Origin of the sequence: Sphingobacterium sp. lm-10 (assembly GCF_023554555.1) — a bacterium.
In the GTDB taxonomy this organism is placed as follows: domain Bacteria; phylum Bacteroidota; class Bacteroidia; order Sphingobacteriales; family Sphingobacteriaceae; genus Sphingobacterium.
Genome location: NZ_JAMJWC010000002.1, coordinates 244,476 through 259,983 on the forward strand (window position 1 = coordinate 244,476; position 15,508 = coordinate 259,983).

The following is a 15,508-nucleotide window of genomic DNA, read 5'->3' on the forward strand; positions in this document are numbered from 1 at the left end:
TAAACCAAATATACTCCAATATGAAAAAGAAAATTAGTAAGCAGATATATCCTTGGATCTGGAAATGGCATTTCATCGGGGGCATGATCTCTGCGCCTATTGTCATCTTATTGGCGATCACCGGCCTGATATATTTGTTTAAGGACAGTTACGAAGCGCCCCAAAAGCAGATAATGATGCGTATTGAGCAAAAGACGGATAGCAAAATGAGTTTTCAACAACAATGGGAATTGGTACAAACGGCATGGCAGGACGCACCAACAAGCATCGTAGTTCCCAGATCCGAAAATGAAACGACAGAGTTTATATCGGGGAAGTTTGATCAAAAATCAACCGTATATGTTGACCCGTATAGTCAAAAAGTGACCGGTATGGTTCATGTCCACGAAACAGATATGTACAGCGTGCGTAAACTGCACGGGGAACTTTTATTGGGCAGTTACGGTACCAAAGTAGTCGAGTTGGTCGCGTGCTGGATGATTGTTTTAATCATAACAGGTGTTTTTCTTTTTTGGCCTCGTGGCAGAAGCTGGAAAGCCTTTTTTACCATTCGCACTGGACAAAATAAGCGTGTGTTATATCGTGATTTACATGCGATTTTGGGCTTTTGGTTCTCCTTTTTGCTCCTCCTTGTGCTAGCAGGTGCGTTGCCTTGGACAGATGTATTTGGAGCCAATTTAAAGTGGGTACAACAGAAGACAAACACGGGTTACCCTGCTACATGGTCGGGGACTACATTGCGGTCTAAGCCTGTTGGTCGAAACATATCATTAGATGATGTAATCTCCAAAGCCAAATCTCTGCAGTTAACCGGCAAGACGATGGTTGATCTGCCGCAAAGCCCTACCAGTGTTTATAGCGTCTATAATCAAACTAATGTGTTAAGCTCGACGAAAATGATTCACTTAGATCAATACTCTGGGGAAGTTCTGGTAAGCCATACTTGGGATGATATCGGTGTTTTAATGAAGGGGAGGCTTTGGACGATGGCATTCCACCAAGGAGAATTTGGCTTATGGAATTGGTGTCTGATGTTTCTAATTGCGATAGGGTTATTTATCCTTAGCCTATCAGCTCTTATCACGTACTTTTATAGAAAAAAGCCGGGTACTTTAAGTATTCCTAAAGTACCTGATGATTTTTCGCTAAGTATTGTGTTGGTGATAATTATTATCATTTTAGGTGTGGTCTTGCCCTTGTTCGGCGTGAGTGTGGTCTTCATATTTTTGGTTAGCACATTCAAAATGATCAGCAATAAAATTTTGCGATTATAGGCGCCTGGAGATGTCATAACGCTATGTTGAGGAAGCAACCATTACGGGTTGCTTCTATTATTGTTGAAAATTAGGCTAATGTAGGTTGCGTACTTATAGTGAATAGCTCTCTTGTAACGTACTTGCTTTTCTTTCTTTGTAGCTTTGAGATACCCCATTAAAAGTTACGCATCAGGAAATCAGGATAAAAAATTCATGCGCGAAGTAAACACGCAAGAGTATTCCATAAGGTAAAAAGTCATATTAAAGCCTGCGAAAGCTCCTCGCATGCTTTAGTCTTTTTAAGTTGTTGGTGAAAGTTCGGATAAAGCCATCGACAATTTTGTCACCATTTTGCTGCCATACTAATCTTTTGTGTCAATATGTTTTATTTAGTACGAATAAGATGGACTATAATGACTTATAGTCTATGACATTGCATGGGATTTATGTTTTTCTGTTAACCCCTTTCTATACTGAAGTGGAGACAGCCCCGTTGCCCGTTTGAATGCGACCGAAAAAGAAGATGGCGCGGAATAACCTAACAGATAAGCAACCTCTTTAAAGGTGTGGTTATTGTCGGTGATCAATTTTCTGGCTTGTTCCATCTTGAGTTTCACGGCATACTCAAATATGCCCATCCCATAAAACTGTTTAAAACCTTTTTTAAGTTTAAATTCATTCAGTGCATATTCTTTAGCAAGAAATTCAATGGAATAAAACTTATCTAAATTCTTTTCCAGCAGATCTGCGATTCGTTGCAGCTTATCTTGTTCATCCTGTCTAAACACGACCGAACCTTTTGGAGTAGGGGATGTACTACTTTGTGCTTTTTGAAACAACAGACTCAGTAGCAGAAATATTTTCCCTTTGATGTAGTATTCTCGACTAATTTCATCCAGCTCACTGCTCTTAATTTCCAGCAATAAATTAGCAATTTCAGGACAAATTGGAATTCCTTTCGGAAATAGATGCGCCGTCCGCCCGGCAGTAACGTCGTTAACGAATTTTCTCACGAAAGAATGTGTGGCGATCCATTCCGTAAAATGGCCAAGTTCCAGGTACATATCCAGGTGTCTGTAATTCTTGTTTTTCTCCAATACCACTTTTATGGCAGCACCTTTAGGCACAAAATACACGTACCCATGATAAGGCAGGTATTCGCGAGGTTGGCCAGCAATATTATCCTTAATCGTGTGTGAATGAAGAAAGAAACTCATCTCAATATAAGAACTCTCGCCCATCGTACTCGCTAATTTGCAATCTTTACGATACAGGGAGTGATATTCCCGGATCGCTACGCTCTTCGACTCGTGGATGTAAATAGTTTTGAAATCCCCAACTTCGTTGTGTAATGACTTCTCAGTACAGGTGTTGTTACTGTTGCTACCTTTCCAAATTTCATCCAAATAAAAGAAATCCTGTACGGCACGCTGCTGATTTTTTCCCATATGATAACCCTCCCGAATTCTAAAACATTTATACCAATCGCAAAAAGAACGATAGCGTGCATTTTCTACTTTTGCCAAAGTTAATTAAACTAATTCTAAATAAGACAATGAAGAAATATAAAATGGCTTTGCGTAGTTTGCAACATGCCCTGATCGCCTTTTGCTTCAGCATGATACTATGGCCAGGCACCGCCGCCGCCCAAAATGGCGGACAGATAGAGGGTCGGGTAATGTCTAGTAAGGGAATATCCGTAGCCGGAGTCGGTATTACAATCGCTAATAGTACTCAAAAAGCGGTTACCGATAAAACGGGGCGTTACATATTGAAAAATGTACCTGAAGGAAACCTAGAAATCGCCGCTTCCTATGGGAAGACGATGGTTAAAAAAAGTATTACCGTTGATGCGGGATCAGTCCTAACCCTTGATTTTGTATTAGAAGTAGCGAACGATGAAATTGAGTCGGTTCATGTCTCAGCAAACCGAAGAAATGTGCCATCCTCGACTCTGAGGTTATCCGAAAACCTATTGGTTACACCTCAGAACATTGTGGTGATCGACAAAGGTTTACTGAACGATCAGATGATATTTTCTACGGCAGAAGGTTTTACACGTAATGTCAGTGGTGCGCGCACGATCTATCATCAGGAAGAGGCGAGCGCCGGTATCGCGGTACGTGGATATTCTGCTTCCAACCTAAGAAACGGTATGGATGTGAGTGGTAGTTTCGGTCCGCTTCGCGAAGATATGGCTTTCGTAGATCGTATCGAATTTGTAAAAGGTCCGGCTGGCTTTATGATGGGCAATACACAGCCGGGTGGTTTCTATAACATTGTAACCAAAAAGCCCAAAGGGGAAGACGCGGTGAATACGGCTCGTCTGAGCCTGGGTAGCTTTGGCTTGTACCGTGCCGAGGTCGATGTAGATGGTAAGCTTTCGCAAGATGGTAAGCTGTTGGGCCGATTCAGCGTGATGGGAACCAAAAAAGGCTCACATGTGATGCATGCGTCCAATGAGCAATTCGTGATCAACCCGTCCATAAAATATGTACACTCCGAAAAAACAGACTTTACGGCAGAATACATTCTGTCCCAAAATGCCTTTACGGGTGGATTCTCAAAATACGCGTACGGGATCAATGGATTTAAAGAATTGCCAAGAGAATTTAGCTTTTCCGACCCGATCATTGACCCGACAGTTGTGCGTGAGCACAATGTATATGGTACGGTAAACCATTATTTTTCGGATAACTGGATGATGACCGGACAATTCGGTTACATCAACTCGCAAATGCAGGGTGAATCATTGTATGCTACGTTCAATTCTTTGGATCAGGAGGGAAACGTACGGAGGAATTTGGCTGCCGGAGATGCTATGAATACCTCCACCGTGGGCCAGATATTTATGAAAGGAAAGTTTGACATAGGCGAAGTGCAGAACAACGTATTGATGGGTTTAGATATGGGAACTAAATTTTATGTGGCAGACTGGTCGTCCATAGATACACTTGATGGCACATTTAATATCTACAATCCAGTATATGGACAGCTACGAAAAGCCGATATTCCTACATATGACAGAAGCCAGTCTTTGCGAGAAAGAGGAGCACTTTATCTTACCGAATACAGTTATTACTCTTTACACCTGCAAGATGAAGCTCACTTCCTAAACGATAAGTTGCGGATAGGTGCAGGATTAAGGTATACCACCACCATGCGTACCAGTGCCGCATCTAAGGGGGCTCGGGTGCATAATAGTGCCTTGACACCAAGATTTAGTGTGACGGGTCTGATTACGCCAACATTTACAGCGTTCGCCTTGTACGATCAGACATTTCAGGAGCAAACTGGTACGCAGGTAAACGGCAATCCAGTAGATCCGGCTCGCGGCATCAGCAAAGAGTTAGGTTTAAAGAAAACCTGGTTTAATGGTAATTTATTAGCTGGTATAACCGCATATCACCTCGTACGTACAAATATCACTACGACAGCTGGGCCAGACAGACCAGGGTTAGTAGAACAGTCAGGAGAAGCGACTTCCAAGGGAATTGAAGTAGACGTAAATGGTAGGATCTCTCCGTCATTTAGTGTTATGTTCAACTACGCATATACAGATGCCAGGATCAGCAAAGACAATAATCCGGATCGCATTGGCATGATGCTGTATGGAAATGCAGAGCATGTGACCAATGCGTGGTTAAATTATAACTTAGTCGGGGGAGCATTAGAAGGTTTGGGCTTTTCGGCAGGCTACGAATATCAGGCAAAACGTGCGGCATGGCCGTCCATCGCGGCAGGTAAATACCTGCCAGACGACTTATTCACGGTTGACTTAGGAGCATCCTTTAAAAGAGACAATTACAGCATTGCTGTTGTGGTCAACAATGTGCTGGATCGGTACAATTATACTGGTTTCTTACCTGGCGCTTGGGGTTACTCACATTATGGCTGGAGAGCCTTGCCGCCAAGAGGATTTAGAATGACATTGGGCTACACTTTTTAAGTAAAATATGATCACCACCGGCTGTTTGTTATTTTTCATGGGCTTTATACTTTGGATGAATACTTCCAAGCGAATTAGCTGGCCAGACAAGCCGGTGGTGTTCATACAACTTCAACACGGCAGATTCAGCAAAATGCTGAGCATAGTGCTATTTGCTTTAGGAACCGGATTATGCACTGCGGCATGGGGCTTCGGAAGTGGTTTGTTTGCCGCGATAGTGATCCTGATGATGATGGGTGGCCTGTGCGTTTTATGCTTTCCTTTTTCTTGGATCAGAATCCGTTATATCGCCGTTGTTTATCTCCTTTGCCTCTTTTTAGAAGTAGTGTAATTATGCCGGCAAATAAGAAACACCTCACCAAATCGGGCTGGCTACGGCTCAGCAAAATCCTGGCGGGCACCTTGGGAGGTTATACCACGATGTTCAGCTTCCATCTGCTGATGACCTGCTTTTTTCCAAAAGAAAATGTAATCGCCACCGCATTTTTTACCGGCTACATCTTGTGGGCATTGCTGTTGCTATGGGCATTTGTCGATCGTAATGTTTGGCGCGTATGGCTGGTTTATCTGTTTTACACGGGGCTTTTCTATGCGATCTACCACTTTTTTCAAGCATAATCTCTGATGGATCAAAGGAAATACAATATCTACTTTCATACGCATACGATTAGCGGGATAATTATTGCGGCTTTGCTGTATGTAATCTTCTTTGCAGGTTCTTTTGCTTTCTTTAAAGATAGTATCAGTGCATGGCAAAAAGCAGAAACGCATGCAAAAATCATTCATGCAGATTATAACTACCTGATAGACTCGCTCTCTAAAACAACCAATTTGCAAGGGCGTGACTTCGATTTTTACTTGCTTAATAGCAGGCAAGGGGCATACATCAACATGTCGGCATCGAAGGATACCACGATCAGCAAACCTGCTGCCATAAAAAGTAAATCGAAACGAAGAGGGCAGGGAGATGGTGCCTATTTCCTGTATTTCTTTGCCAACAAACAGCCAACAACCTACGCCGAAGGCTATGATATGGGAGAGTTCCTGTATCGCTTACATTTTCTAGCGCCGCTCAACCAGATTCCTATACGATTAGGTGCACCCTTCGGCTACCTGTTGGCCGGCATCGTATCGTTTTTATTTCTTTTTGCGCTGATTACCGGTCTATTGCTGCACTGGGATAAAATCAAAGCCAACTTTTTTCTGTTTCGACCATGGAGCAAGTGGAAAACGGTGTGGACCGATATGCACACGGTTTTGGGTGTTATTGGCTTTCCGTTTCAGCTGATTTTTGCGGTCACCGGAGTGATCCTAATTACGAATTTTGCTTTAACCACGCCATTTTCACACTTTTTGTACGATGGTAAACAAGAGCAGCTTTTCGAAGACCTGCAGTACAACCGCACGATAGAAGTTCCTTATTCCTATACATCACTAGACAAAGATTTTGATCTGAATGCTTTTGTCTCCAAGTGGGAGCAGCAATGGCAGGGAAGTCCTATCTCACGTATCCATATTCGCAATTTTAAGGATCAGAATATGCAGGTCGTGCTGGAGGCAAAGCCAAATCCTAGCCAGCGCTTTGCGGGCTCAGGTTTTGTCAAACAAAACATCGCGACAGGTGAGGTATTAGCGTCTAAATCACCTGTTGAAGATGCGAATTATGTGGACGGGGTGCGTAGCTTGATCTATCATCTGCACTTTGGCGATTTCGGTGGTACGGCATTACGGCTGGTTTTCTTTGTTTTGGGGTTAATGGGCTGTGCGGTCATCATCTCTGGGATTATGATCTGGCTGGTCGCGCGTAATAAGAACAATATTCCGCTGTATAAAAGGCGATTCAACTTTTGGGCGAGCAACGTATTTCTATCTGCCTGCCTAGCGATGTTACCGGTTACGGCCTTCACGTTTATCATGCTAAAGGTATTGCCAGAAATTAATCAGGCTGCGATCTATCGTGTTTATTTTTACAGCTGGTTGATCTTGAGTATCTATCTGATTGCGCTTCGAAATCCGTCGAAAGTGAATCTGCACACGCTACTACTATCGGGAATCTTTTGCTTATTTGTGCCTTTGGTGAATGGGTTCACTACCGGGTTATGGTGGTGGAAAACATGGAGCAGCGAAGCCAATGGTATCTTCTTGATAGATACAATCTTTTTGTTACTTGGTGCAGCAAGTATAATGGCATTCTGGAAAGTCAGAAAACAAGCGAAGTCATTTCAGGTACTGTTAGGAAAATAAGGCTAGCTTTATCCAAGTTGGTGAAATAGAGGTGAATGTGTACTTTAGTGTCTACAACCATCGCCTCAAGATATGATTATCCGATACAGCATTATTCTTTTCTCTCTATTTTTCGTGGGTAATGCACGGGCCCAGCAAATTAGTATAGACATTGATCTCGAAAGTGCGCAAGCGATCGTCAATCTCCTGAAGCAAGCAAATGAAACCGTGCCGGAAGAAGAACTGACGCGTGTATCGCAGTTGTACGGTAATCAGCAGTTGATTCAAAAGGTGAAAGGATATAGCGGAGCAGATAGTACGGTATTCAAATCTACACTGAGGCAATTGTTGGAAACGGGAGACATCGTAGGTGATGATCCCTACGAATGGAAAAGGGTGCAAGGCGGGCTTTCAAAAATACAAAACCTGATAAACTCCATATCCCAAGATCAGCAAGCATTCGAAGACGATATTTCGCAACGCATCCAATCGTATACCCCTTCCAGTATCAACCTTCATGCTAGAGCATGTCTATTGGTTGGAGGTGGATCGTTGGGGTTTACCATCGGCGACTCGCAGACATTCAATGTGGCATTGCATCCTATTGGCGATGATATCGAAGGTCTAAAGGTGTTGATGGCTCATGAGTTGTACCACAATGTGCAAAGTGAAGGATACGGACAGCGAGCGCGATCTTTAGAATCCAAACCAAGTTTTAATGAAAAGGCTACCTATGCGCTACTGTATCAGCTCTATTCGGAAGGCGTTGCAAACTTTGTAGGTGATTTTACCAAAATAGAAAATCCTGGGCCGTTTTCCCAAGAGCAAATTGACTTATATATTAAAAATGAGAAGCGCATGCGCACAAGTTTTTATCTTTTGGAAACGGTATTGTACCATGCATATCATAATCCAAAAACCAGTTACGGCCAATTATATAATATTGGGTTTACGACGGAGTTCGAAGAAGTCTTCTACGGTGTAGGCTATGAAATGGCCAAACAGCTGGCAGCTCATGATGGACCGATAGCATTGACAGAGCTGGTAGTACAAGATCCGATTCGTTTTATCCATAACTATATACAGCTTTACAAGGAAAACCCAGAGAAAAATCTGGTGACTTTTAGTGAGGATACCGAAGAATTGATTTCAAAAATGATGCATTGGGAAAATGCAATATAATCTTCTTGATAGAAAACGGGCGAAATCTTTTAATACACTATTTGGAGTAGAAAAGAATTAACCGAAGGCAGATAATGCGCGAAAGCGGATTTCCTCTACATTCAAACCTGCGGATTCCAGTTTCTGGGAGGCCTGTTGCTCAATAAGGTCTTTTAACAACACAAAAGTTTCATCAAACTCAACATGCTTACCTATTACAAAGGATAGATCGTACTCTATTTCCTCCCACGTGGAAATGTCAGCATGATTGTGCTGTAGTTGTACTTCTAATTTATCTATTGCATTCGCCACTTTGGCTTCAAAGGTCTGTTTGTCTTCGAATTCGTAGAATAGGTCGTAAATCTCTTGACCATTGGCACTGCTCAACATGTCGCGAAGGTGTTGGATCGCGAGGGCTTCTCTTTGTTGCTTCACTTTTCTGATTTCAGGATTACGAATCTGATCCAGCACCGATACATCTCCGGCCTCGGCTTCCACCAAATCATGAATGATAATCATCTTTAGCAAACGCGCCAAATCTACTTTTTGATCCAACAAGGGTTCAATCAAAATAGCCATCAAAGACATGCGCCACGTATGTTCGGCTACACTCTCCTGTCGACCGTTGGATAGCCAGCTATGGCGAAGTTCAAATTTTAATCGCTCAGCCAATTGCAAAACATCTAAAATGGCGGTAAGTTGCTGTACTTTAATCTCGGGATTCATAGTTGTAGAAAATTAATCAGTCATCGCTTCACCAGACTTCCTGTATATAAAGTTTCCGTAGATATGTCTTCTTGCGAAACGGCTCGGCGAATCTGAGTTTACCATCTTAATATAGATGTTTTTTGGAACGCCGATGTATTCGAACTTGTGCCCGTTTAGATGTTGCACTTTAAGAATTGACTTCTCTAAATAAAAATCATGAATATTAGATTTTGTAGTCGTTTCAGTGTACTCTTCCTTATGCTTTTCCTGTGTTTCAGCATGTATGCTTACCAGAAAATGATATGCCTCAATAACAGTTTTGCTCTTCTCTTCCGCTTCGATTTTAGCGGCCTCATTATCGACAAACTTGTCAGGATGAGTATCTTTCATCGCATTTCTGTAGATGGTCTTAAGCTCTTTTAGCGTAGCGTTTTTGTCTACTCCCAATAAATTTCTATAGTCTGCAATTTTTTTCATCGCTGTGTTCTTTGAAGATGCAAAGTTAAGACAATTTCATTACAGCACATTTGCTATTTAAAAAATGCTATCTGGAATCCAAGCCAACTTATAACGAAAAGGCGATCATATAGCGCGCTCGCAAAGCAGTTTTTTAATCATTTTATTTTTTTATTACCCCTAATCATGATACTATTTGGCTATAAATTGAGCTAATTAGTCAATTTTTTCCCATCCAGATTAGAGACTTTTGAATTGTCGTTTGAACCGCGACACCAATTATAGAAAGTTAACCTATGTCTTCGATGCTGGAATTGTGTATGCCTGTAAAATGGTGTGCAGCCCTAACCTAAATTGTTAATCATGATGAATAAATGCTATCTTATTCTTGTCATTCTGTTGACAAGCCTGAGCCCCTATCGGGCAACTATCGCTTTTGCACAATCACAAAACAGTCGAATTTCCGGCATAGTAACCTCCGAAGTGGGTGCGCCCTTAGAAGGAGTGACGGTGCAAGTGAAAGGTACCGATCGAGCCACTTCAACAAATGCGGAAGGACGCTACACGCTAGAGCTTCCTGTTACTGGCGGCAGTACGCTAATCTTTACCAGCACTGGATTTGCGGTACAAGAAACCGCTATTCAAAACCGGAATACCATTGATGTTATCTTAGCTAACGATGTACACGGGATGGATGAGGTCGTTGTCGTGGGTTACGGCAGTATGCGTAAAAAGGATTTGACAGGAGCGGTTACGCAAATTCGCCCAGATAATATTGCGAATGAAAACCCACGAACTGTGCAAGATATTTTGCGTGGTACGCCGGGTGTACGTGTTGGTTTTGATCCTTCTGCTAAAGGTGGCGGTGGTTTGCAAATCCGCGGCCAACGATCCGTATACAATGAAGGAGGACATAATAGTCCTTTATTAATCCTAGACGGAATGATCTTTTACGGCGAGCTTTCCGAGCTCAATCCCGATGATATTGAGCAGATTGATATCCTAAAAGACGCTTCTGCCGCTGCGGTGTATGGTGCGCAGGCGGCCAGCGGGGTTATTATCATTACCACAAAAAAAGGTAAGCCGGGAAAACCGATTATCAACTTGCGCACAAATGTGGGCGCATCGACCTTGAGTACTTTTCGGGAACCGTTTGATGAAGCGGGTTATTTAAAACATAGAGAAGACTGGTTTACCAAAAACACGTATGGTGTAAACCCAACTACAGGTGCTTACGAAGCCTATCAAACAGGACTTTTTGCACAGCAGCCTGGTTTTTTTGTACGACCAGATCGATTGCCTTCTGGCGTCTCTGCAGATACTTGGCGCGGATATACCTCTAACGAGGATGGAGAATCCGATATGGCGATTTGGGGACGGCGGTTGGGCTTCACGGGCAATGCATTGCAGAATTTTCTGGATGGCAAGTTTACCGATTGGTCTAGACATGTATTTCGCACCGGATTAGATCAAGATTATAATGCCAGTGTGAGCGGTGCAGGGGATCGCGTGAACTATTACCTCTCTATGGGTTACATGAAAAACCAAGGTGTGGTGGTGTCCGACAATTATCGTGCAGTACGCGCTAATATGAAGATAGATGCCAAAGTCACCAATTGGTTTGAAATGGGGGCAAACATCAACTTTCAAAATAGATCCGATGGCAACGTAGATATAGATCAGGCGCAAGCACTGCGCAATAGTCCGTATGGCGATTATGCCGATGCCGACGGCAACCCGGTTCAATTTCCTTTAGGTCCGGAATTTAGTCAGCGCGGTTACAATTATGACTTCGTCAAACAGTTTCTGGAGCTGGAAAAGGGCTTTACTACATTGAATTCTATTTTGCAAGCACGTGTGAAGTTGCCGTTCAATATTAATTACTCATTCAATGCTTCACCGCGCTTCCAGTTTTTTCATGATCGCTACTTTATGTCGGCAGCTTTGCCGGGGTCAGATCCTAAATCACGGGGAGTGAACCGCGCGCAGGCACAACGATTCGACTGGTCTATCAATAATATCCTTAGCTGGGAGAAGGAGTTTAATGATAAACATCGGCTGAATGCCACCCTCGTTTACGAGGCGGAAGAGCGTCAATTCTGGGAAGATATCATCAATGCGAGGAATATATTGCCATCAGACGCTTTGGGCTTTCACAATACTAGAAATGGTATGAAAGAAGATAGCTCCTACTCTAGCTACGATACCCGCCAAACCGCTGATGGAATGCTGGGACGTTTGTTTTACTCTTACGATGATCGGTATCAGATAACTACTTCTATACGGCGCGATGGTTATTCCGGTTTTGGTACCTCCAACCCGCATGCTTTTTTCCCATCGGCCGCAGTAGCCTGGAATTTTACCAACGAAAGCTTTTTCAATCTGAAAAATATTGTCGATAACGGTAAGCTCCGTGTATCGTATGGAGAGAATGGTAATCGATCTTTAGCAGATCCTAATCTGGCATTGGCGAATCTCTATGAAGGAGCAGGTAAAATGCAAGGTTACCTGAACAGCGCTGGAGAATTGGCGTTATACCGGTATTTAATGGCCGATCGTTTGGCTAACCCTTTTTTACAGTGGGAAAAGACAGCATCCTGGAATGTAGGTCTAGAGTTTTCCCTACTTAATAATCGCATATCTACGACCATGGAGTTTTATTCCATGAGTACGCATGATATGATTATGCAGCAGCGATTGCCATCGTTTACCGGCTTTGAGCGTATCGCGACGAATCTAGGACAGGTAGACAATAGAGGTTTTGAATTTACCCTAAACACCCTAAATATTCAGCGTGAAAACTTCCAATGGTCTACCAATTTTGGCATGTCGTACAACAAAAACCGGATCAAACATTTGTATTATCAATACGAAGACATCATCGCCCCAGACGGGAGTGTGCTCAGCCGCCGCGAAGTAAATGATGTACCTAATGGATGGTTTATCGATCAACCGATTGATGTAATCTGGAATTATCGGGTTACCGGAATCTGGCAAACACATGAGGTGGAAGAGGCCGCGCGTTATGGACAATTTCCGGGAGACCCTAAAGTAGCTAATAATTATACCGCAGACGATGTAGTGAATGCAGATGGCAGCACAAAGCCGGTGTTTAACGATGAAGACAAAGAATTTTTAGGCCGTGGCGTGGCACCTTTCCAATGGTCGTTGCGAAGTGATTTTACCTTGTGGAAAGACTTGACGTTCTCCTTCAACTTATATGCATATACAGGACACAAAAGCTTAAATGGGAATTACCTTAATAACGATGATAATGGTGGTCATATGGCATATGGCCTTTCTAACCGCGAGCGGAAAGAATATTGGACTCCAGATAACCCAACCAACGAATTTGGTCGAATTGAAGCGGGTGGCCCAGTAGGTGCTGGCGGTGTTAATAAGCTGTACAATCGCTCTTTTGTCCGATTGGAAAATATTACCATAGGTTACACTTTACCTAGACAGTGGACTTCAAACCTGGATTTAAACAGCGTAAAATTCTTTGGTGCTGTTCGCAACGTGGCGACATGGGCACCAGGATGGCCATACGGAGACCCGGAGACCGGCAATTGGGCGCCTCGCCTGTATACGTTTGGCTTAAATCTAGTTTTTTAAATTTTAAAATATTTGATCATGAAAAATATTCATCAACGATCTAACCGCATTTTCTATTGCATAGCGTCGATAATGGGGGGCATTATGCTGCTCAGCAGTTGTTCTAAAGACTTTTTAAAACCCAATCCCCTGTCTATATATGAGCCAACAGCCACCTTCTCTACCGAATCGGGATTGATGTCGGCTATGGCGATTTGTGATCGCCATCTGAAATTGTACTGGGCTACAGAGCACAATGAGATGCTAACGTTGGGTACAGAGTATATCTTTTCGGAACTCATGGTTGCGGGTGCAACAGACAAGCGAAATATGCTCTGTGATGTGGCCAATATGCTCACACCAACGAGCGAAACCGGAATGCAGAATCTCGACAGAACCAATAGTATTTGGTATCTATGGCAAGAAACCTACAAGGGGATTTCGTATGCCAATACCATTATTCAATTCGTAGATCGAGTAGAAGGTCTGGATGACAATATCAAAAATGCTTATAAAGGCAGAGCCTATTTTCATCGTGCTTTCCGGTACATGGCCTTAGTCTTTCAGTTTGGCGATATTCCTCTGGTCAGTAAGTTGTTAGAAGTGCCTAAACAGAACTACCGTAGTACCGAACGCGATGCTATTTTACAGATGCTGGTGCAGGATATGGAATTTGCTGTAGAATGGGTGCCAACCCAACAGGAAACAAACCTGATTGGCTTAGTCAATAAAGGGGCATGTCGTATGCTGCTAACAAAACTTTATTTGGCGATCGGTGAATACGCCAAAGCAAAGGAGCAGACAGATATACTGATTAACCAGTCGGGTTATTCACTCATGACGGGTAATTTCGGCACTTTCAACCCGGGCGGAGAAGCCCGTACTTGGCCGATAACTAGAAATGTCATTTGGGATATGCACCGCGCGGAAAACAAACTCATCGCGGCCAATAAGGAAGTCATTATGGGGATGCCAAATCGCGGCTCGGATGCAGAATCATTTTCGCAAATGCTAACGATGCGGATTCTTTATCCATTTGTTTTCGACAACCGCGTGCAAGCTCCTGATGGTCGCCAAGCCCTACTTAATACCCGCCGTAATAGCGGGGATTATAACCCCTTATATGATTATATGCGGGCATTCGGGCGTGGCATCTCTACCTTCCGACCTACGTACTTTCAAACGCATGCCGTATGGAGTGTCAATGGCGAGGTAGATGCAACGGATCTGCGGCATAGCTCCAGTACTGGAAACTGGATGCGCATGGAAGATTATAAAGTCAACAACAAAGCTTCAGCACAATTTGGGCAGAACCTAACGCTATTTCACCCTACCACGGGCGCGCTGTTGTGCAGCGATACGATTCGCCGGTGGTTCGATGTGCCCCACTACAAATTCTTTTTAAATGACCCGGTGAATGAAGCAAACATTGTCGGTTCGGATGGTCTTCGCGGAGCGACTAACGGGGGTATTGCCGATTGGTACTTATACCGTCTGGCAGAAGCATACCTACTCCGCGCAGAGGCTAAATATTATCTGAATCCAAACGATGGAACGATTAAGGATGATTTGAATAGTATCCGCCAACGGGCACAGTGTACCCAATTGTACCAAGGGACAGTCAATATCGGTGATATTATGAATGAGCGCGCGCGTGAATTGTATTGGGAGGAATGGCGCAACGTCGAGTTGAAGCGTGTATCGCTATGTTTGGCGCGTAGCGGCAGACCAGATGAATGGGGGAATACCTACAGCTTAGCAAACTTTGATAGGCAGTCGGGCACCGACGCGGCGGGCGGAAGTTACTGGTATCAACGCATCAACCATTATAGCATGTACAATAAAGGACCAATCCAGATCAATGCCACTGGAAATAGTAATCCAAATTATACGATGGATAAGAAGAATATGTACTGGCCGATCCCATATGCTGCCATTACGGCAAACACCAAAGGTGTGCTTAGTCAAAACTTTGGTTATGATGGCTACGACGCTGGTGTGTCCAAGTGGAGCACCTGGCAGGAAGCTGTGGCAGACGAGGATAAGACTGAGTAAAATGCGGTAAAGCCGCTGGCAAATTCTTGCCAGCGGAGTTATCTTTTTCAAGAGCTTCTTGATGCCATGCTATACGTGAAATGATTTGCGTGTAGCATGGCATTTT

The 15,508-nt window shown here is 43.4% G+C and carries 10 protein-coding genes; 7 read left to right on the forward strand and 3 right to left on the reverse strand.

The window, feature by feature from the left end:
• Positions 1-20 precede the first annotated feature (20 nt).
• The gene (locus M8998_RS11005) at positions 21-1,274 is read left to right on the forward strand and encodes a PepSY-associated TM helix domain-containing protein (protein WP_249992690.1); all 1,254 of its coding nucleotides are present in this window, start codon (positions 21-23) and stop codon (positions 1,272-1,274) included.
• Positions 1,275-1,681: 407 nt separating this feature from the next.
• Here the strand turns inward: M8998_RS11005 and M8998_RS11010 are convergent, their stop codons facing one another.
• Positions 1,682-2,704: an AraC family transcriptional regulator gene (locus M8998_RS11010; protein WP_249992691.1), complete on the reverse strand. Its 1,023-nt coding sequence runs from the start codon at positions 2,702-2,704 to the stop codon at positions 1,682-1,684.
• Between the two features lie 107 nt (positions 2,705-2,811).
• Between M8998_RS11010 and M8998_RS11015 the strand changes: the two genes are divergently transcribed.
• The 4 genes from M8998_RS11015 (at position 2,812) to M8998_RS11030 (ending at position 8,610) form a co-directional block, all read left to right on the forward strand.
• The gene (locus M8998_RS11015; RefSeq protein WP_249992692.1) at positions 2,812-5,205 is read left to right on the forward strand and encodes a TonB-dependent receptor; all 2,394 of its coding nucleotides are present in this window, start codon (positions 2,812-2,814) and stop codon (positions 5,203-5,205) included.
• A 183-nt stretch (positions 5,206-5,388) separates the two neighbouring features.
• Positions 5,389-5,823, forward strand: a complete 435-nt coding sequence (locus tag M8998_RS11020; protein ID WP_249992694.1) for a hypothetical protein — start codon at positions 5,389-5,391, stop codon at positions 5,821-5,823.
• A gap of 6 nt (positions 5,824-5,829) precedes the next feature.
• Complete coding sequence (locus tag M8998_RS11025; protein WP_249992695.1) at positions 5,830-7,449, forward strand: PepSY-associated TM helix domain-containing protein; 1,620 nt, start codon at positions 5,830-5,832, stop codon at positions 7,447-7,449.
• Between the two features lie 72 nt (positions 7,450-7,521).
• Positions 7,522-8,610: a DUF5700 domain-containing putative Zn-dependent protease gene (locus tag M8998_RS11030; protein ID WP_249992697.1), complete on the forward strand. Its 1,089-nt coding sequence runs from the start codon at positions 7,522-7,524 to the stop codon at positions 8,608-8,610.
• Positions 8,611-8,667: 57 nt separating this feature from the next.
• On the opposite strand, the gene M8998_RS11035 is transcribed toward M8998_RS11030, so the two are convergent.
• Both M8998_RS11035 and M8998_RS11040 read right to left on the reverse strand, forming a co-directional pair.
• Entirely contained in the window at positions 8,668-9,315 is a 648-nt protein-coding gene (locus M8998_RS11035; protein WP_249992698.1) for an HD domain-containing protein, read from the reverse strand.
• 12 nt (positions 9,316-9,327) lie between these two features.
• Positions 9,328-9,774: a KTSC domain-containing protein gene (locus tag M8998_RS11040; RefSeq protein WP_249992700.1), complete on the reverse strand. Its 447-nt coding sequence runs from the start codon at positions 9,772-9,774 to the stop codon at positions 9,328-9,330.
• A 342-nt stretch (positions 9,775-10,116) separates the two neighbouring features.
• Between M8998_RS11040 and M8998_RS11045 the strand changes: the two genes are divergently transcribed.
• Both M8998_RS11045 and M8998_RS11050 read left to right on the forward strand, forming a co-directional pair.
• Positions 10,117-13,368 carry a SusC/RagA family TonB-linked outer membrane protein gene (locus M8998_RS11045; RefSeq protein WP_249992702.1) on the forward strand — a complete coding sequence of 1,084 codons (3,252 nt, stop codon included), beginning with the start codon at positions 10,117-10,119 and terminating at the stop codon, positions 13,366-13,368.
• 18 nt (positions 13,369-13,386) lie between these two features.
• Positions 13,387-15,402, forward strand: coding sequence for a RagB/SusD family nutrient uptake outer membrane protein (locus tag M8998_RS11050; protein WP_249992704.1), 2,016 nt, complete (start codon positions 13,387-13,389; stop codon positions 15,400-15,402).
• Positions 15,403-15,508 lie beyond the last annotated feature (106 nt).